The organism is Pandoraea terrigena, from assembly GCF_902459705.1.
Lineage (GTDB): Bacteria > Pseudomonadota > Gammaproteobacteria > Burkholderiales > Burkholderiaceae > Pandoraea > Pandoraea terrigena.
In genome coordinates this window covers 24,304-42,064 of record NZ_CABPRU010000019.1, presented here as the reverse complement: position 1 = coordinate 42,064, position 17,761 = coordinate 24,304, and the positions used below count along the sequence as shown (strand labels likewise).

The window sequence follows — 17,761 nt, the reverse complement described above, 5'->3', positions numbered from 1 at the left end:
CCCCCGAGGAAGCAATGGCCAAGGAATTGGAAACCGCTGGGTTAGCTCAACGTTGCACTTGACTCTTGAGACCGCCCCCGCTACCGCGACCAATGGGACCAACGTTTTAAACATTCAACCCTCGAAAATTCAGTAGAGATGTGAAATAGCTGACTTTATATAAGCGCTTCGGCCTTCGAATTAATCATTCCGAGCTGTTTCCATGGCGCCAAGCCGGAATCAGGTTTGGCATCCTTGTGCCTGCCAGCCATTGCTCATAGGTTGGCATGCTGTTCCACGAATCCTCCGGTGAATTGAACTGAATAGGGACCGTACTCATCATGGCCTCCCATCCAGCCAAAACAGACTTATCTGCATCTCCGAAAGCAAGTCGAACCTTCTGAGGAGCTTCATCGAACGCCTTCTCATCGGGGACAAACAGAGTACGAGTCTCTCCGGTGTCGACGAACGACACATCTCTAATCTCGTCACCGTCGGCCCAAACTGCATGGCGTTCGCCCTCGATGTAGAGAGGCTCGTTGTACCAGATGCGATAGCCGCAAATGACCCGGCCTCCGTGATCCTCAATGTAGCGGGCGACATTCATATCGCAACAGCTTTGACGGCTCCACGCTTCAGGCATGCAGTCGAGGAAACTCGGCGCTGCGGTGCTTAGGGTCCGAGCGAATTGCAGCACTTGTTCGTTGATCGAGTTCGGCGTGGTAAGCCTCGAAAACAGCACCCCGCATCTTGCCTCGATATCCATTGCTTCTTGCATTGATGCGGGAAGCATCGCTCTTTGCGCGGCCTCCGTCCGAGCGCGGTGCTCAGCTTGCGCAATACGGTCCGTCCGAGACCCGCGTCGTTTTGCTTCTCCCATATCCCAATCCTTCTTCCTATAGCTCCAGGTACGCAGACTCGCAGGAATTGAGTCGTCCCTCTGGACACCCACCGCGACATGTGAAATTTTCTCTGCGTGATCGCCGCCGGCGTCAATTGGTGCTTGGGTATCAGAAAATCCCATGCATGAATGCCATGCGAGTGCGGCGGTGCTCCATGCAGTGTTTAAGGACCGTCAGTGCGCTACGTACCAGTCTCTCGTCCCGGCCCCCCTCAAGCCGCCGTTCGGGAGACCAGATTTTTGCGCCATGAAAGAGGTTGTTCCGCACCCTGCGAACCATGAGAAGGGTTTGTTGTGCACTAGAATTTTTTGCGTTTGGTGGAGAGTCTTTCCACGACAGCCGACCTTCGTGGAGTACCTGCTTGCGTGGCGGCTCGGCAATGAGATACGCAACGGCACTCTTGAATTCGTCATCTTCAATGCGTGCGAAATGCTTGCCGACCTCCTCGGCAAAGTTATCCCAGTCCGCTTCGACGGAATTTCTCTTTGCTTTCGCAAATCCCGACGTCTTCAACGCATACTCGCAACGCGCAAAAGTGCCGAGAAAGTCATAAGCCAATTCGGGTGGAAGCGGCAACTGCGGGAAGATCTCTTCACGTTTCATTGTCTTTTCCTTGATTCAAGCGGGCAGAAGCATGTGCGGGTGAACCACAGCATCTGTGCACTCAAACAGGTCTGTCCGATTCACGAATTCGACAAGCGCGACATCCATACTATCTTCATCGTGCTCGTAGCCGACTACTCTGCACAACCTCACTGCATGTTTGTGTTCATCAACCCACCCGGCGATGCGCCAGCGATTGGAGACGCTATGCGGGATCGTGACATGGCTGACTGGCATGTGTTTTGCCTATCCGTTTGACTGCTCTTCGATAGCAGACTCAAGCTCGGAAATCCTATCGCAACGATAAATGATTTCGGTAGTGCTCTCGCGATAGACGATGAAGGCCCCATCGGCCTGGATAGTCTTTCGCGCCGCCTCGATCATGTCGCAAAATGGCTGTTCGTCGCTTCGCCCTTTGAGGGCATCCCAGCTTGCCAGCGGAACAAATAGATTTTTACCTTCGGTGTAACGTGGGAACGTCATGAAACATCCTTTCCTGTGTGGCCCGAGCATAGAGCGCGAGCGTTTTTCCTAGCCAGTCCTACCTGTCGAAATAGCCTGCATTTCGGGCCATCCATGCGCCGAAGATGAGCGCCGTTAAAGTTCCACCAGCCCATCGAGTTATTTCAATCGGCTGCTCAGCGTCAAAGAGCATAAACACGACCAACAGCATTGGGGCCGTCGCCCACAACAGCGTCATCGCAATGCCGGGGACAAGAGAACGAAGAAAGCTGGTTTGGTTAAGGTCTTTTGCAGTCATGGTTTTTCCGTCGTATCAGTGCGCTGCGGTGTAAAGCTCGCGAGCGGCCAATCGAATGCGTTTCGCGGCACCTCCCGCCGTATCCGAAACACTCGTCCAGTCGTGATGCCACCATTCGATGACCTGGGCCGCCTCAACGATCGTACGCGCTGCAACCACGTCACGCACTTCGTCCGCGACTTCGTCCCACCACGCAGCAGACTCGGCATCGCTCGCGCGAGGATCAATCGCGGTGCGGTAGATCGCTTTCGCGCAATCCAGGCTCAGTGAATGGGTCATGGCTTTTTCATTCTGCCGCGTTCGAGTCAATTTTCCGCTCCCTGCGTTCGTGCCGGACAAACGGGGCTGCGGTATACTTGTAAAACACGAGCGTTAGAGAGAGCGACATTTCGAATCTTTTCCGTGGTCAGTCGTGTTGTGTTTCGGCCCACTCACGAGCCTGCTCGTTGAGGTCCGAGACTGCGCGATGCGAGAGCACCACGCGAACGTCGGTGATGCCGATGACTTCGATGTCGCCTGTGAATGCAATCTTCATCGCGTATTTCCTATGCAATCTTTCTGCGAATCGCGGCCTTCAATTCGGCCACACTTTCCTGCCTACCTGGCGCGAACGAGCGGAGCTGCAATTGCCGCACCTGTTCCGCCAACTCGTCATTTCGGCGCGCCAACGCACTAGCACGAGCCTGCTCGTCCTTCAGGCGCTTCTCATACTGCTCGTCCGATCGGGTCAAGGATCGACGTCGCGCGATCGAATACAGAACGCCCCTCTCGGCACTTTCGTCGGGAGCATGCTGAAAGCGCTCCCAGTCTCCAACAGCAGTGCCGCACGGTGGCCAGAGGTTGCCGGTCGGGCGCAGCACTTCAATCACGCCACGACCGACCGCGTGCAACAGTCCCCATCGAGGTGGCAGGTCTCCCACCTCGATGATGCCTGGCAGGCACAGGTAGAAGCGGTACACCCCCAACCCGCCGGCCGCGCGATGCGGCTTGCTGGCGTCCGCCAGGAAGTCGGCACGCGAAGCCTTTGCCTCGACCAGTGCCGAGCAGGTTGTTCGGAAGCCAATTGCGTCCGCCTGCTCTGAGGAACCGGCCGTGACGAGCTCCGTGGCTACGACACCGAAGCCCTGGCGCTTCAGCCATTGTGCTCCGATCGTCACGAGTCTTTGGTGGAGTTCTCCGGGCATGTGTGCTTTTTCCGTCCTATTTGACCGATACTGCCTGCGTTACCGCGTCGCGATTCTCAGCTACGAACTCGTAAATCCGGTCCCGTACTTCCGTATCCGAGAAACCCCACGCAAGCCCCATCCCGAACACATCGGCAGGCAACATCATGAAAAGCATGCGCTGCTGCTCAACGGTCGAATCAGTGACGATATCGTCCAATGCGTTGACCAATGGGTACAGGTCAGAATCCGGATTTTCCGTGTTGTCCCAATACGCCTTGCGAACTGCGTCGAGCCGTACTGCTTCGCGACAATCCCTTTCTTCCTGCCTCATACGTGCCCGTGCTTGTTGTTCCGGTGTCGGTTCAAGACGGCGCTTCATTTCCTCGTAAGGGATTCCGAGCCGGTCCGCTTCCGCCTGAACGAGCACGCTTTTGCCCTTGCGCATCGGTGCCAACAACAACGTATGCTCAACGCCGCTACCGATGTCGAGTTCAATGCCGCCTGTGGATGCAATCTTCATCGCGTTTTTCCAGTCAGTTCTTGCGTTGAGTACTCGCGGGCCACACTTCCAGCATGTGGGCCATCGCTTCAGGGCCGACTCGTTCGACGGCGTAGGCGACGGAATCGCTAGGTGCCAGCTCGCGCATACGGCCTGAAGCCAGCGCCACGTACAGAACTTCCCCGGTCGACAACACGCCGACCCGCTGGCAGTTTCAGGCCCATGCTTCTCGGGCAATTTCGTCCAGGTGTTCCAGGTTCATATTTTTTCCGATTAGCTGGTGATCGCGGCGGCGACGCCGTATGACCATTTCGCAATGTAGTCCGAGTGCCCCATCGCTGCACGCTCAGCGCGCTCGACGTCTTCAAGGGAAGGAGCGCGCCGACCCATCTTCTGTGCCAGGAAGATAGCTTCACGCAGAACAGCGTCACGCTCTGCCGAAATCCAGTCTTCGGTGCGACGGCCCTTCCTCTTTGAAGCCTCGCTCAGCAATGTGTCGTAGATGCTCCGTGCAGGTTCTCGGGTAGGTCTGAAATGGTCCATATTTTTCCCATCAACTGCCAGAAAGATTGTCAGGCGTCAGCGTTCGTCTACAGCTCGGGCACACAGGCCGAAGGCGCTCGAAGACCTCGGGCCAGCCGGCCGCCGCCCCTTCCTTGTGGAACGTGTCACCGTCGAAGCCTTCCAGTGAGTAGCTTTCCCAGCACGTCGAATATGGCGCGTCGTTCTCGCTCATCCGCACTGCGCCCTTATGCCCGCATGGACAGATGAGGCTGTAGCTGGTTCGCATCGTCATGGTTCTTCCGATTAAGTACAGTGAATTTCGAAGCGACCGAGGCTCCCCTTAAGGCCATCGTCTTATACATAAGTCTGTCCTCCGCAACCGTAGGCTGGAACAAACGGTCGTCGAGCAATGAGATGGACCGGGGCTTGTAAACTTTCGGCGCGTCGCGTTTACTCTCGCTTTTTGCGTGAACGCCTTGGCCCTGGAAGCACCGTGCTGGACGGAAACCGAATTTGCTGACCTCGACCTTGGCGACGCGCGCCTGAACAAGCGAGCGAGGACATTGATGGAGCGATTGGCGGCCAAGCCGACGGCTGGCGTGCCGCAGGCGTGTCGGGGCTGGGGCGAGACGATGGCGGCGTACCGCTTCTTCGACAACGGCGAGGTCGAGTGGAGTGCGATTCTGGAGCCGCACTGGCGGCAGACCGAGCAACGAATGGCCGCTCAGTCGGTCGTGTTGTGCCTGCAGGACACCACGGAACTGGATTTCAACGGCCGGCAGGCCGCGGGCCTTGGGCCACTGTCTTACGAGATGCAGCGCGGGATGTATTTGCATCCGACCTATGCGGTGACGCCTGAGCGGGTGCCGCTGGGTGTACTCGACGCGTGGATGTGGGCGCGTGAGCCCAAGGACGCGCAGGGCAAGCGCGGCGGCCTCAAGGAAAGCCTGCGCTGGATCGAGGGTTACGAGCGGGTGGCGCAAACGGCATCGAGCCTGCCGCACACGCGACTGGTGTACGTCGCTGATCGCGAGGCAGACATGCTCGCGCTGATGGTGCGGGCGCAGGAGTTGGGCACGCCGGCTGATTGGCTGATTCGCTCGGCCCACGACCGCGCGCTGCCCGAGGGAGCGAGGCTGTGGGCGGCGGCGACAGAAGGTGCACCGCTCGGCGAGATTGCCTTCACGATGGGCTCGCGTCACGGCGTGAAGGCGCGCCAGGTGCGCCAGCACATATGGTTGCGGCGCATCGAACTGCCAGCAGGCGTTGGTCAAAGCGTAGCGGCCACGTGTCTGGTGGCGCGTGAGTTTGATGCACCAGGCGGCGTCAAGCCGATCGAATGGCGCTTGCTGACCAACCGAGAAGCCACGACGCTGCAGGAAGCGATTGAACTGATCGACTGGTATCGGGCGCGCTGGGAAATCGAGATCTTGTTCAACGTGCTGAAGAACGGTTGCCGTGTCGAGGCGCTGCAATTGGGTGCAATCGAACGGCTCGAACGCGCGCTGGCGCTGTTTCTGGTCGTGGCTTGGCGAATCGTCCATCTGATGCATATGGGCCGCAGTTGCCCCGATCTAGATGCCGAACTGTTCTTCGATGTCGATGAAATTCGCGGCGCGTATTTGCTGACCGACGTCAAGCAGCCGGCCAAGCCCAAGCTCAATGAGGTGTTGCGCTTGATCGCGCGCTTGGGCGGATTTCTCGGCCGCAAGGGTGATGGCGAACCCGGCGCGAAAGCAATTTGGCTCGGACTCAAAGAGGTTCATGTCGCTGCCAAGACATTGCAGAAGTTACGTGCCGGCGGTCACGCTGGAAATTGTGTATAAGACGATGCCTTAAGGCAGCGACGTTCGACATCAAAGACATATAGGCGCGCGCCCTTAATAGCCACATGCCGGAATCGTCCAAGATCCATGCCCCGGCGCTTAACGTTAATCGCGTCGTCTTCAAACGCGAGCTCGTACACAGCCAGATGTCCTGTCGTGAAGAGTGGCGTGTCGGCCACGGCCAGGTAGGCCCCAATGCCGAGCTGCGGCCAATCCAAGAGTTCAAGTTTTTGCATCGTGTTCCTACAGCTTTTTCCGATGCCTGTTAGCGGCGCCCAAATAGACCTTGTCTCACAGCCGCCACGAGAATCACGGCGACCAACGCACCGGCACTCACTCGGAGGGAAAAGTCGGCTGGTGCCGTTGAGGCCCATTCGGCCAATGCATGTACGTACGTCATCGCGGTTTTCCTAGATGAAGTCCCTAGCGTCGAATCGGTCCTCAAAAACAACGGGGACCGGGCCTGAGCGATCAACAACGACCAGTAGCATATGGTTCACTTCACGCACAACGGTGCCGACCAGAAGGGGCTTCAGTTCCTCTCCCCAAAAGATTCGGGTGTCGCTCGGCAATGCTTCGCCGTCTTTCGGGACAACATGACTTCGCACCTCAGGGTTCCACGGGTCCAACGCGCGTCCGCTCAAAGTCGAAACGCGCGCTACGTGCTCCGCAAATCGTGCATTGATCGCTTCCGATCGGCGATCCATCGCCGCGAACAGCTCCGATGTCGAAGCAGTGTCATACGCTCGGTCCTGCCATTCAGTGCGGTTCATAATTTTTCCGTCCTATTTCGCACTGCTCGACTTGATGCGATCAATCACATCGAGCGCGGTGCCCCACGCTGCCGTTGAATCGGCCTGCACGCGGTGCAAAGCACCCGTCCAGCCCGGCCACGTCATCAGATCGATCGCGCCCCCAGGCGATGAGGGATTTTGTTTGCGGCTCCATGAAAAGAGCGCTTCGCGCTCCTGCGGTGTTAGCCGTTCGAGCATCGACGGTCGTTCTTCACCGACGACCACCGTATGGACGACCTGATGCGCATCGGGGCGTGACGGCGCCTCGCTGCGTCGCAGGGTCGCGTTCTCATCGACCAAGTCTGAAACCTCGTAGCCGCGTTCTCTCGCAGCAGCCTGAAGTGCCGACACGTGTGAATCCATATCGATACCGTCACCGATGAGGGGCCACGACTGACCGAGGAGATGCAGGGAGATCGCATTTGCGATTCGACCACCGACCTCTGTGTCTTCGACGCCCCACTCCGAAACCTCTGCGATTAGCCGCCTATCAAGGACGTCGTGTAATTGGTCACGCGTGAGCTGGACGCCGCTGATGCCCTCGATGTGGTCGATGCATTCATTTGCATCGTCATCGCTCAGCCCATCAGGCGTACTGTTGATTCCATTCATAGCTGTATCCTGTTTTCCAGTTGCTAAAGTGAACTGATGCGCGCCGGGTCTGTACCTACAGACCGGATGGCGAGCCATACTTGCAAGCGCTCTTCCGGTTCAGCCACTGGATGGGCGAGATCAATCCCGAAGGGCTTCACAATAGCGAACACCCCGGGCGCAATGTTGTACAGTCGGTCGACTCGCCGCTCGGCTCCTATGACCTCGCGAATTCTCTGGAAAAGGCGCTGCCTCTCCCATCGGACTGGGGACCTAGCCCTAAACGGCAAACCCGATAGGTGCGCTAGGGCAGCGTCTATGTCTGATTCGGATACCACCATCGCCTGCGGTGATCTCCAGAGGGTTGCGAGACTCATATCGCCTTTTCCGCGGTTTTCCTAAAGCGCTGACGGTCGCAGATAGACCTTGTCACTGCTTCGATACTTCCGAAGGAATTCGGCCAAGAATGACCTCACCGCATCGTAGTCGTCGAGAAATGCCATGACCTCTGGATCGCTCTCATCGTCTTCAGGAAGGTCATGATTAACGAAGTACTGCAAGGCCATCTGCCACTTGACGTCCTCCTCCTCCGTGATTTGGTAGTTCGCTTCCAACCACTTGTACTCGTCTGACGTGCCGTCTAATCCCGGTTCTCCCCAGACGCGCTCCATCTCGCCGATGACGGAATAGAACATCGAAGTTTCAATTCCGTCGTCGTCTTCATCTACGGGCGTGGTCATGATTCTTCCTATTTGACGTCAGCTTTGCGATCGCGAAACTGCTTTGCGATTTCCCGCGCGCGCTCCGCGCCTTTCTTCGACGCCTCCGCGAGTTTCCCGTTTTCTGCCGACATGCGTCCTGCCGTCGCTCCGCCTCGCATTTTTGCTTCGAGGGGTTGTAGTGCCCCGATTTCGGCTGCTCCGCCGACAGTCATCCATGCCAACTGGTGCTCCTTATTGACGAAGACTCTCTGTCCCTTCACAGGCTCACCGCATCCACATTTGCAGTTCCGCATCACGGCCACTCCCGTCTAGTTGTTCGGATGTCCAACATAGCAACCAGCAAGCACGAACAGTGCCGTGAACTCATGCTGACAAGACTCGCACACGTACTCCTGGTGAACCGTCTTGGTGCCGATCGCGCAAGCACCCATCGTCACCTCTGTTGATTCGCAGGATGGGCACAGCGTCGTGCTGGACGCGATGACTCGGTCCTTCCATTCGTCAGTTCCAAGCATCCTGCTCTCCTGCAAATTTCATGGCAATCTTTCCGTTGTCAGCGGAGCCAGCCCTAATGCCGCATGGCTTCCTCGGGATCTGGATGTCCTTGTAGGTCGCCATAGCGGGCTTGTGCTTTCTGGCCTAAGTCACGATGAACGTGGTAGCGTTGGCAACCCGGCTTCTGAGCATCTTGTTCCACAGCTCGCGCCGACGGTGCTCATGGATTTCGCCCCAAGGCACCAGCTCGATCCCGGCCATTTCGTAGTCCCCGCGAGCGCGCATCGCGGCGTAGTTCTCCGCGCTCGTAACGATGTGGACGGACTCGCACTCAATCACAGTTCGCACGAACTCGTCAGGGTCCTGTCGCTGCTCCCGTCGATGTCGATCAACAAGCGCCGTGAGTGTCGTCTGAATTCTCTTGTGGTGCTCTAGTCGCAGGTCGCCGCTTTGACTCGCGATTGCCTCCATTGAAACTAGCCCAGAAAACTGCCTCACTCGACGTTTTACACTCTCGGCCATCACGTGCGTGTACCACGCTCTCGCTCGACTGGCCGTCACATTAGGGCGGCCTGACAGCCACATTACCTCTTCGTAAATCGAAGTGAGGGCGCGAAGATCGTCTAAGTGTCGGTCGTTCATTTTCCGTGGTTATCGCCGCATGCGGTCGTTCGGATTGGGATACCGTTGCAACACCTCCAACCCCGTTAGCGCGCATGGGTCGATTGTGTACTCTTCCTCGCCAAGCCATCTACTGTGTTTCCCAGGGCCGGAAATAATTGCCATTGCGTCAACATTCGCACTGAGTAGAACGCCACCGCCGGAGTAGTAAGCGTTCAGACCACTTCCGAACATTTCTGCGGTACGACGCTGCGACGACCAACAGAGGCCAATCCTCCCGGCATTGAAGCGCTCGGTGCTCTCGCCACGATACAGCGTCAACGACGGGCCTTCGTAGCGTGGTAACACGGCCAGCAGCAGCCGAACCAAGAGCTTGTCGTCGCCGATTTCTTCGCGAATGCGACCTGCGTACGTCACCCAACTGGTGAGGCAATTCTCGCGGTGCTGCCCGTTGGAGGAGCATTCGTCGGCGACTCGCTGAAGGGCGTCTACCCAGCTCAGGCCATTCGCCTTAGCCTCCTCTCGACTGGGCATATGGTGACCGCCAGAGAGAAACGATGACGTCAAAGAAGCAATGCACATTTGCGAGTAAACCAACCTTTTTCCTAGTGGCTCACGGCCGGATAGACGAAATCTTCATCGGGCGTAAATTCGTATCGGGCGGGATCACTCTCAAACATCACGTACCCATCGACGCCTTTCTCGCGGAGCACCTTCACTGCGCGTCTGGCGTTCGAGACCTCAAATTCGTGAAGCCTGCCCGGATCGACAGGGCGACCGCCGCTCGACGCTCCCTCGCCACTCAACAGAAGCTTCATTTCTGCGCCCGAACCTGCTTTGCGTCCGAAAATCTGGCTCTTCATCGAGGTTTCCCGATTATTTGTCGTAGACCGAGCGGAGGAAACCGGCGTACTCGCTCATGTTGCCCATCAGGATCGAGCGGCTGTCGTCTGCGCCGCGACTACGTGACGCGTCATTACATTCAATACATGCAAGCAGGTAGGCATTCAACGCGTCACGCGCCACCTCCAATTTCCGTGCGCACTCTACAGCGGCTTTCTTCCTGACTGCCTCGGCGCGTGCCTGCGCCTTGACGTCCTGATCGCTTCTCCAGTCGTCGCCGGTCATCGCAAGTTGCGTAGGCAACGGCTTGCGAAACGGAAGTGTTGGTTCGAAACTCATGGCTGCTTTCCGTGGTCTTAGTGTGCGACCGGCCCCAAGTCTCCGGCTTCGCGATCGCGGACAAACTGCTCAACCTCATCGTCAAACATCGCACTTCCACCGGCCTCGTGTGCCGCCGCACCACCAATCATCGACGCGACGAACCCCGTGCCAACGTCGTACAGCGTGTTGCCAACATGCAGAGAGAGTGACTCGCCCTTCGGCAACATGTTAGGACTGATGGCGCATTTCAGCCCGAGTGCTTCGAGCTTTTCGAGTGCCTCGGCCAAGATGTCGGCCACTTGCTGGTTCTCGTTGATTTTCATTCGCGTATTCCTTTTCAAACTGATTAAAACACTGGTCAGCGCCCGCGCCATCGCAACCTGCTGCCAGGGGCTATGCACCAGCCGCGTATGCTCGTCGATCCGAAGCCAGTACGTTGTTATACGAACCGGCGCACTGTCGGGTACCGGGAGTCTTTGCGGGTTCCTTTGCCGTCAATTCGGCCTAACAGGCGCTGACCACTATTCATCGCAACCCTAGCGGCAGCGATCGTTACTTACGTTTCCGGATGTCCTTGGTAGCAACCAGTGAGTGCAAAGAATGCCGTGAACTCGTGCTGACAGGACTCGCACACATACTCCTGATGAACCGTCTTGCTGCCGATCGCGCACGCTCCCATCGTCACTCGCGGTGACTCACAGGATGGGCACAGCGTCGTACTCGACGCGATGACTCGGTCCTTCCATTCGTCAGATCCAAGCATGTTGCCCCCCCGCAATTTCCCGGTGATTAAGCCTGCTTCGTTTCATCGATGATGCGGGCTCGTGCGAAGCACGCGAGGCCCGCAACCCACAACAGCAGCTCAGGTGACATCCACGTTTTCGCGCCGTCACTTGTGAGTACGGAAAACGACCAGCACATCGCCAAGCTTAGAAAGACCATCATCAGAAGCATCATCCCTTCGGTGCGCTTCCACGAATAACCCGCGATGACTAGACCCGTGACGAGCAGAATTCCGCAGCTGATCTCAAACATTGCTCATTCCTATGTGAGCAGGCCGGCTACGCCAGAAACTGTGGTTAGCAGCACTGCTATTGCAGTCAACATCGCCGCCCGCCTGTTCAACCGTGCTGACTCCGTCGATGCTTGCAACAAACCCAAGATCCACCCGGCTTGGGACATCACCGGGTCTCGCGGTTCGCTATCGCCCCACTGAGGGCTGACAAAGACGCGACTCGCTTGAAGCCAGATGACCGCAGCGAGGATGCCAACAACGAATCCAGCTAAAGCCAGTATCAATGCAGCCATGCGCATGTGGGTCATCACTTTTTCCGGTGCGTGGTCATGAAGTCAAGATGCGTATCGTGACCAATCGATGCACGGCCTTTCGCGCCTCAAAAATCGTCACGCCATAGAGGCGCGCGTACACGATTGAGGCTGCGCAATCTTTACCAGCAGCAAGAGCCAATTGAACGGCGAGTTGCTGTTCAGTCTGACCACTTTTCAACGGCTTCGATTTTGCTTGCCGGATGAATTCGTCGGCCTGTCGTGCCACACGGGGATTCGCTTCACTGTTGAAAAAATCCCAGACAAGCGACACCAACACCAAGACGAGGGCGAATGCAACGACGTTCAAAAGCAATTCCATGTGATTCCCCGTTTTCCCGTTAGGTCAGCCGCGATTCGCGAGCGCACGCTCGATCTTCTTGTCGGTCTTGTACTGGCTCAACGCATAGACTGACCAGATCGCGGCCGGAATCCAGCCGATGATCGTGAGTTGCAGCAGCAAGCAGATGACCCCGGCAATCGGTCGTCCGATCGTGAAGAATTGCAGCCAGGGAAGAATTAAAGCAAGCAGCAAACGCATGTCATTCCTCGTGCAGAAACTTGCCGACTTCCGGTCGGCGCAGGGCGCGTTCACGCCAGGCGAGATTCTTACTCGCAGATCGAAATGATCTGGTTCAGTTGCTCACACGCGGCCAGGAACACTTCTTGTGGAGCTTGCTTCCACGGATGAGGCTTCGCACCGCGAGCGCGCCAGTCGAATGACTTGGGCTGGTGGCCAAGTACGTAACTGGTGATGTTCTTCGGTCCCTTGAATTTGATTGCGAACGGATTGGTATCGTTGTACTCGGCCGTCGTCATGGGCAGACCAATGACAATGCTCGTTGTCTCGTTAAACGCCTTGGGCGACAAAACAAGCATCGGGTGCATGTTCTTCATCTCTCTGCCGACCTGCGGATTACAGTCGATCCAGATGATGTCGCCACGATCCGGTGCCCAAGCAACCTTCGACATCAAAGAACCTCCGCGCCAACTGGGGTTGCCGCCATAGCTTCGCCGCCATGCTTTAACAAGTCGAATTTGGCGAGCTTCTCAGCAAGCGTGAGCTTCCGAGGACCAACAGGCTTTACGGTGACGCCAACCTCATCGGTGGTCACCTCCACCTCAAGACCAACTTCGAAGTGTGCTGAGCGCGCGACTGCAGCGGGAATACGAACAGCCAGGCTGTTCCCCCACTGTTGAATCGTGAGTGTTGCCGTCTTTGCCATGATGATTACCTCCATTTAGTATCAACAAGTATATACGCATTTCTCTGGCGTTTCAACACGTATCTACTTCTTGGTAAACTCAATCCATGGAGAGGGTCGGCAGGGATTCATGTAAAAAACCGCAGAAACGAACCTAACCTTATGATTATATTGGAATAATGGTGACTTCGAAATCCAGCGGACCGATCTTCCGGCGGAAGTCGAGTGTGTAGTCTCCAAATCGGTTGATATGGGCCGTGCGGAACGGCGCAAGGCCGCCCAATATCTCCGGCGTGATCTCGGTGCCTTCGTCGCGAAGCTCTCGCAGTACACGTGTCATGCCCACCACGTTGTGCAGGATGATCATGTTGGCCACGAGGTGGTTGTACTTGATGACCTTGCGCTGCTCGTGCCGGATGTTTTCGGCAATGATCCCCTCTCCCCCGAAAAACGACCAGCCGGCAAAGCCGTTGAATTGTTCGCTCTTGTTGGTTTCGGCGTGGATCACCTTGCGCAGTCCGACGTCCCCGATGTAGCTCAGCAGAAACATGGTCCGGATCACTTTGCCGAGTTCGACGAAGGCGAAGTACAGCTTGTTCTTGCGGCTGTAAGTGCCAAGTCGGCGCAGGATGGCCGATGGCGTGATCTTTCCCGTCTTGATAGACACAGCCACCCGCAGCATCGCCGGCAGATGCAGTTCAATCAACTGCCAGTCGATCACGTCGCTGAACAGCGTATTGATGTTCTGGTACACGGTGCCCGCCTGCGGGCGATGGAATTTCAGGTCCTGGATGCCTCGGATGCGCGGCATGAGCTGGATGCCAAGCAAGTGAGCCAGCGCAAAAACCGGGTAGCTCTGTGCCTGCGTGTCACCGTGGATCGTGTCGGGCCGAATGTCGGACTCGTTGCTCATCAGCCCATCCAGGATGTGGATCCCCTCATAGGTGCCACAAGAAATGAAGTGACTGAACAGTGCGATGAACTTGTCGGAGACATGGTAGTAGCCGATGCCGCCGTAGCCGCCATAGCGGATGTGGTGCTCGGACAGTAGGTTCTGCTCGTACAGGTTCCACTTGGTGCCATCGGCCGATGCGTGTTTGCCGGTGCCCCAGTAACCGGGCAGTTCGAACTTGTTGTAGGCGTTAATCACCTTGACGATGGCCTTGTCCAGAAGGTCTTCGCTGACGTATTTCAGGTTCAGCCAGGAAATCTGACGCCGACTCAGACCTTTGATCGATTTGGCGGTCTGAACGGGTCCCAGGTTGCAGCCATAGCAGAACAAGGTCGTGATCACGCGCATGCGCAAGTCCTCAAGGCGACTGTCGGTCCCCGCCAGCGGACGAAACAGCTTGTGAAGGTCCAGCCACCGCTCGGTGTCGATCATCACGTCCACAATGCTGGCCGCCTCCATCCGCTCGGTGATCATGCCGTCGATGCGCGCGGCGGCCTCGACAATGTCTGAGCGAGGCGGTTTTCTGAGGATCAGGCGTCCATCGACGATTTCAGCATGGGCGTTTTCTGGAAATCCGGCATCGATTTCCATGGCTCGCAGCGCCATGGACGATTTCAGCTTCGACACGAAGGCGCCGGGCTCCGTCTCGATGCCCGTGACCTGCCCATAGTCGCCCAGCTCGCGTTCAAAGGTTTCGTCATCGACCAACTGCTCGCGGTAGTCGTCGTAGCGCTCCCCGAACTTGATGAAGAGGTCTCCGGACTTCAGATCGTCCTTGACGGCGTGCATGACGGCCAGCTCAAAATACCGGCGGCGGACGGACTCCGCGCGGCCCTTGCCTGCCGGTTTGACCAGCACAAGCTTTCTCCACTGGGCCGACATCCAGCGCAAATCCGTGTCTTCACTCAGGCCCAGCATGTCCAGCGGTACGGTGTCGGCACGGTTGTCGCGCAGTTTGGAGAGGGCTTCCATCAGCCGCTCCACCACCAGGTCCTCGCTGCTGGCCTTGGGCGACGCGATGTCGATGCAGTTGAGCAGCTGCGCTCGCACCATCTTGTACGGCTGCAGCAGGAACGGCAGGTGGTTGCGCCCGGCATAGGCCAGATGCTGTTCGCATTCGTTCAGCAGCTCGTCCACTTCGGCCACCAGGGTCGTGCTGATGGCTTCGACGCGTTGGGTGTCGGTCCCAACCAACTGGTAGGCACCCAGGATGTCCTTGAGCTGCCCGACCAGCATGTCGGTCTTGTGGACGCGCTCCTGCTGGAAGGACAACAGTTTCTGCCGGGCATTGTTCTCCAGGTTCTGCATGAGACGGATGAACAGGTCGGCAGCGTCGTCCAGCGATTGGGCATGCTGCGCCCGAATGAAGATCACCACCAGCGCATAGCGCTTTTGTGGCTTGAGTTCAGCCATCTCAGTGGCATTGAGCGCGCGCGCCAGCAGCCGGAACTGCTTGAGCTTGGGCACGGGCACGTCGGGCTTGGGAAGTTGCTCCACCAGGTGCTGCAGACGCCGGATGTGCTGGATGTAGGTCCGTGTTTCTTTGTTGGTGGGCCGCTTGGGCTCGCGCTTGAGCATTTGCCAGGGTGACGCCGACTCGCCCGTGGCCGTCTTGAGCAAGCCATCGATCAATGTCTTCGTCTGTGACGTCAGTTGCCCAGCGATGGCGGAGAAATGCTGGTTGTTGCTCTTTTCCCGGGCACGAAACGCCATCCGATCCAGCGTCGAGAAGGCGGGCAATTCGCAGCGATGGTGGACCAACTCCTCCAGCATCACGTTGATGATGTCGGCCACGGCGTGTTTCGTCTCGGCCGCGGTGTCCGCCACAACGCCCAGCCAGGCGTACCCCGCCGGGTTGAGTGGTTTGACGTTCAGATAGCGACGCAATGCTGTGAAGACCACCATGCGCGAGCCCGAGGCCTCAAAGCGCTTGAGGTCCGCCAGCGCTGGCGCCCGCGGAACACCCGCGTGCTGTGCAACGTGTTCCCTGATCACCTGCGGCACATCGGACAGTGTCAGAAAATACCCCAGGCGCTGGAAAACCTTCAGGTGAATGAGGGCGGCCACGCGAGGTAAAGGCCGTTTGCCGACTCCCGCCACCAGCGCCCGTTCCGCCTCGGTGGGTGTGAAGAGTTCTGCCAGCTCCCTCTCAGTGGGGTCGGGCTTCAGATGGGGATAGGCCGTCTCATGAAGCGTAGTCATTCGTGAGGCCTCCCCCGCTGGTGCGTCGTGCCATCCGCCGTCATCATCCCAGCCCTTCAGTCCCAATACGAGTCGGTGGCCGGCTCGTGAAACGCAGCCTCCAGCAGGCACTGGTTGTCCTCGGCGATGCGGTACATGTCATCGAGCAAAGCGGCAATCGCCTCTTCCAGTGAATCCCTGGATTCGTAGGGCACTGTCAGTTCGTACTGTGTGCCCTCGGTATTCAAGCGCTGCATGGCGTAGCGCTCGAAGCAGGTCTGCTCGATCAGCCGCCGGCCTCTCGTCAGCCCGCGCGATTGTGGGCTGAACCGGGCCAGCAACACTGTGACGCGCAGGATTGCCGATGGTGTTGCGAGCTCAGGCAGACGGGGCCTCTGGGCCTGTTCCTTGGTTTGCTCGGCCGGCGCGTGCATCGAAGGCGGTGGTGACCGATCCGCTCGATCTGCTGGGGCCAGTGTTGCGAGACCCGCCTCAAACCGGGCCTGAAGTGCGCTGCCGGAGGCATCCAGATAACGCATGGCCGATTTGACATCCTTCCAGCCCACGTACTCCATGAGTTCCTTGATGTCCCAACCGCTGGCGCGAGCCCAACCGGCAAATCCGCGACGCAGGGAGTGGCTGCTGTATGCCTCGGAAGCGGCGACCCCGGCCTCAGCCAAAAGGCTGCGCAACAATGGGATCAGGCTGTTGGCATGCAGCCCTTCTTGACCGATTCGCCCCCAGCGGTCGATCTTGCGAAACACCGGGCCTTGGGTCAGGCCGACCAGACTGACCCATGCCGTGAAAGCCGTCACAGGACACAGGCGGGACAGCGCCGGACATTTGTATACGCGGCCCAGCATCTGCCGATCGCCCTTGCTGCGGCTCAGGTAGCACGACAGCCCTTCGCCAGGCGAGACTTCCACGTTCTCCACCCGCAGGTTGACCAACTCGTCCGATCGAAATCCCCGCCAGAAACCCAGCAGCAGCAAACTGCGGTTGCGGGTGTGGCGAAGCAGCGCCAATCGGTCATCGCTGCGTTCTGCGTTGCCGATGGCCACCCCCAGCCATTGATCGATCTGCTGGACGACATCGATTTCAAGGGGGCGTGCCCGCTTTTCTGCAACCGAGTGAATGGAGCGAATGCCTTTGAGAACCTGGCGCACCAAGGGTGCCTTGGTCGGGTCTGCAAAACCATGGTCGATGTGCCAGCGCGAGAGCGCGGCGAGCCGCTGACGGAGGGTGCTGATCGCCAGCGTGGCCGCGTGGTCAGCCAGGTAACGGGAGGTTGCATCAGCGGTCGTTGGCAGCAAGCCTTTCCACTCCACCTCGAAATGGCGAATGGCTGCGGCATAGCTTCGACGCGTGTTGTCACGCTCGGCGGCCTCGACGTATCGGGAAATTTGGGACATATCGGAAGTCGCTTTTACTTCACCGGCAGGTCGCGAGCCGGGTTGGAATGCTGGTGTGC

At 58.0% G+C, this 17,761-nt stretch carries 26 protein-coding genes; 2 read left to right on the top strand and 24 right to left on the bottom strand.

The genetic code is table 11. From position 1 onward, the window contains the following. Window positions 1-184: 184 nt before the first annotated feature. The 9 genes from PTE31013_RS24145 to PTE31013_RS24110 all read right to left on the bottom strand — a co-directional run bounded on the left by PTE31013_RS24145 (window position 185) and on the right by PTE31013_RS24110 (window position 4,452). On the bottom strand, window positions 185-1,003 hold the full coding sequence (locus tag PTE31013_RS24145) for a hypothetical protein (protein WP_217426263.1): 819 nt from the start codon (window positions 1,001-1,003) through the stop codon (window positions 185-187). Next, the gene (locus tag PTE31013_RS24140) at window positions 990-1,484 is read right to left on the bottom strand and encodes a hypothetical protein (protein ID WP_150615155.1); all 495 of its coding nucleotides are present in this window, start codon (window positions 1,482-1,484) and stop codon (window positions 990-992) included. Before PTE31013_RS24140 ends, PTE31013_RS24145 begins: the two co-directional genes overlap by 14 nt. Before the next feature lie 246 nt (window positions 1,485-1,730). Beyond that, window positions 1,731-1,967 (bottom strand): hypothetical protein, encoded by a 237-nt coding sequence (locus PTE31013_RS24135; protein WP_150615154.1) that lies wholly within the window; start codon window positions 1,965-1,967, stop codon window positions 1,731-1,733. 58 nt (window positions 1,968-2,025) lie between these two features. Then, window positions 2,026-2,244 carry a hypothetical protein gene (locus PTE31013_RS24130; protein WP_150615153.1) on the bottom strand — a complete coding sequence of 73 codons (219 nt, stop codon included), beginning with the start codon at window positions 2,242-2,244 and terminating at the stop codon, window positions 2,026-2,028. Between the two features lie 15 nt (window positions 2,245-2,259). Continuing rightward, entirely contained in the window at window positions 2,260-2,523 is a 264-nt protein-coding gene (locus tag PTE31013_RS24125) for a hypothetical protein (RefSeq protein WP_150615152.1), read from the bottom strand. 127 nt (window positions 2,524-2,650) lie between these two features. After that, the gene (locus tag PTE31013_RS25295; protein WP_281351882.1) at window positions 2,651-2,779 is read right to left on the bottom strand and encodes a hypothetical protein; all 129 of its coding nucleotides are present in this window, start codon (window positions 2,777-2,779) and stop codon (window positions 2,651-2,653) included. 10 nt (window positions 2,780-2,789) lie between these two features. After that, on the bottom strand, window positions 2,790-3,428 hold the full coding sequence (locus PTE31013_RS24120) for a hypothetical protein (RefSeq protein ID WP_150615151.1): 639 nt from the start codon (window positions 3,426-3,428) through the stop codon (window positions 2,790-2,792). A 16-nt stretch (window positions 3,429-3,444) separates the two neighbouring features. Beyond that, entirely contained in the window at window positions 3,445-3,930 is a 486-nt protein-coding gene (locus tag PTE31013_RS24115; protein ID WP_150615150.1) for a hypothetical protein, read from the bottom strand. Between the two features lie 252 nt (window positions 3,931-4,182). Continuing rightward, a complete protein-coding gene (locus tag PTE31013_RS24110; protein ID WP_150615149.1) occupies window positions 4,183-4,452 on the bottom strand; it encodes a hypothetical protein in 270 nt (89 codons plus the stop codon). A gap of 437 nt (window positions 4,453-4,889) precedes the next feature. Between PTE31013_RS24110 and PTE31013_RS24105 the strand changes: the two genes are divergently transcribed. After that, complete coding sequence (locus PTE31013_RS24105) at window positions 4,890-6,239, top strand: IS4 family transposase (RefSeq protein ID WP_425495596.1); 1,350 nt, start codon at window positions 4,890-4,892, stop codon at window positions 6,237-6,239. On the opposite strand, the gene PTE31013_RS24100 is transcribed toward PTE31013_RS24105, so the two are convergent. The 4 genes from PTE31013_RS24100 to PTE31013_RS24080 all read right to left on the bottom strand — a co-directional run bounded on the left by PTE31013_RS24100 (window position 6,218) and on the right by PTE31013_RS24080 (window position 8,364). Next, the gene (locus PTE31013_RS24100) at window positions 6,218-6,475 is read right to left on the bottom strand and encodes a hypothetical protein (protein ID WP_150615148.1); all 258 of its coding nucleotides are present in this window, start codon (window positions 6,473-6,475) and stop codon (window positions 6,218-6,220) included. The two genes, PTE31013_RS24105 and PTE31013_RS24100, sit on opposite strands and share 22 nt — an antisense overlap. A 174-nt stretch (window positions 6,476-6,649) precedes the next feature. Further along, window positions 6,650-7,012: a hypothetical protein gene (locus PTE31013_RS24095; protein WP_150615147.1), complete on the bottom strand. Its 363-nt coding sequence runs from the start codon at window positions 7,010-7,012 to the stop codon at window positions 6,650-6,652. 12 nt (window positions 7,013-7,024) lie between these two features. Beyond that, window positions 7,025-7,645 (bottom strand): hypothetical protein, encoded by a 621-nt coding sequence (locus tag PTE31013_RS24090; RefSeq protein WP_150615146.1) that lies wholly within the window; start codon window positions 7,643-7,645, stop codon window positions 7,025-7,027. 377 nt (window positions 7,646-8,022) lie between these two features. Next, window positions 8,023-8,364 (bottom strand): hypothetical protein, encoded by a 342-nt coding sequence (locus PTE31013_RS24080; protein ID WP_048627737.1) that lies wholly within the window; start codon window positions 8,362-8,364, stop codon window positions 8,023-8,025. 387 nt (window positions 8,365-8,751) lie between these two features. Between PTE31013_RS24080 and PTE31013_RS24075 the strand changes: the two genes are divergently transcribed. Continuing rightward, window positions 8,752-9,276: a hypothetical protein gene (locus tag PTE31013_RS24075; RefSeq protein WP_150615145.1), complete on the top strand. Its 525-nt coding sequence runs from the start codon at window positions 8,752-8,754 to the stop codon at window positions 9,274-9,276. A 216-nt stretch (window positions 9,277-9,492) separates the two neighbouring features. On the opposite strand, the gene PTE31013_RS24070 is transcribed toward PTE31013_RS24075, so the two are convergent. The 11 genes from PTE31013_RS24070 to PTE31013_RS24020 all read right to left on the bottom strand — a co-directional run bounded on the left by PTE31013_RS24070 (window position 9,493) and on the right by PTE31013_RS24020 (window position 17,702). Beyond that, complete coding sequence (locus tag PTE31013_RS24070) at window positions 9,493-9,996, bottom strand: hypothetical protein (RefSeq protein ID WP_150615144.1); 504 nt, start codon at window positions 9,994-9,996, stop codon at window positions 9,493-9,495. Between the two features lie 71 nt (window positions 9,997-10,067). After that, window positions 10,068-10,325: a GTP-binding protein gene (locus tag PTE31013_RS24065; RefSeq protein ID WP_150615143.1), complete on the bottom strand. Its 258-nt coding sequence runs from the start codon at window positions 10,323-10,325 to the stop codon at window positions 10,068-10,070. Between the two features lie 13 nt (window positions 10,326-10,338). Continuing rightward, window positions 10,339-10,644 (bottom strand): hypothetical protein, encoded by a 306-nt coding sequence (locus PTE31013_RS24060; RefSeq protein ID WP_150615142.1) that lies wholly within the window; start codon window positions 10,642-10,644, stop codon window positions 10,339-10,341. A 17-nt stretch (window positions 10,645-10,661) separates the two neighbouring features. Further along, on the bottom strand, window positions 10,662-10,949 hold the full coding sequence (locus tag PTE31013_RS24055; RefSeq protein WP_150615141.1) for a hypothetical protein: 288 nt from the start codon (window positions 10,947-10,949) through the stop codon (window positions 10,662-10,664). 466 nt (window positions 10,950-11,415) lie between these two features. Further along, entirely contained in the window at window positions 11,416-11,661 is a 246-nt protein-coding gene (locus PTE31013_RS24050) for a hypothetical protein (protein ID WP_150615140.1), read from the bottom strand. Between the two features lie 307 nt (window positions 11,662-11,968). Then, on the bottom strand, window positions 11,969-12,274 hold the full coding sequence (locus PTE31013_RS24045) for a hypothetical protein (RefSeq protein WP_150615139.1): 306 nt from the start codon (window positions 12,272-12,274) through the stop codon (window positions 11,969-11,971). A 24-nt stretch (window positions 12,275-12,298) separates the two neighbouring features. Next, window positions 12,299-12,493: a YqaE/Pmp3 family membrane protein gene (locus PTE31013_RS24040; RefSeq protein WP_150615138.1), complete on the bottom strand. Its 195-nt coding sequence runs from the start codon at window positions 12,491-12,493 to the stop codon at window positions 12,299-12,301. Between the two features lie 68 nt (window positions 12,494-12,561). Then, on the bottom strand, window positions 12,562-12,924 hold the full coding sequence (locus tag PTE31013_RS24035; protein ID WP_150615137.1) for a type II toxin-antitoxin system PemK/MazF family toxin: 363 nt from the start codon (window positions 12,922-12,924) through the stop codon (window positions 12,562-12,564). Then, window positions 12,924-13,178, bottom strand: coding sequence for an AbrB/MazE/SpoVT family DNA-binding domain-containing protein (locus tag PTE31013_RS24030; protein WP_150615136.1), 255 nt, complete (start codon window positions 13,176-13,178; stop codon window positions 12,924-12,926). Before PTE31013_RS24030 ends, PTE31013_RS24035 begins: the two co-directional genes overlap by 1 nt. Window positions 13,179-13,323: 145 nt before the next feature. After that, window positions 13,324-16,311 (bottom strand): Tn3 family transposase, encoded by a 2,988-nt coding sequence (locus PTE31013_RS24025; protein WP_034396199.1) that lies wholly within the window; start codon window positions 16,309-16,311, stop codon window positions 13,324-13,326. Window positions 16,312-16,367: 56 nt separating this feature from the next. After that, window positions 16,368-17,702 (bottom strand): site-specific integrase, encoded by a 1,335-nt coding sequence (locus PTE31013_RS24020; RefSeq protein ID WP_003118403.1) that lies wholly within the window; start codon window positions 17,700-17,702, stop codon window positions 16,368-16,370. Window positions 17,703-17,761 lie beyond the last annotated feature (59 nt).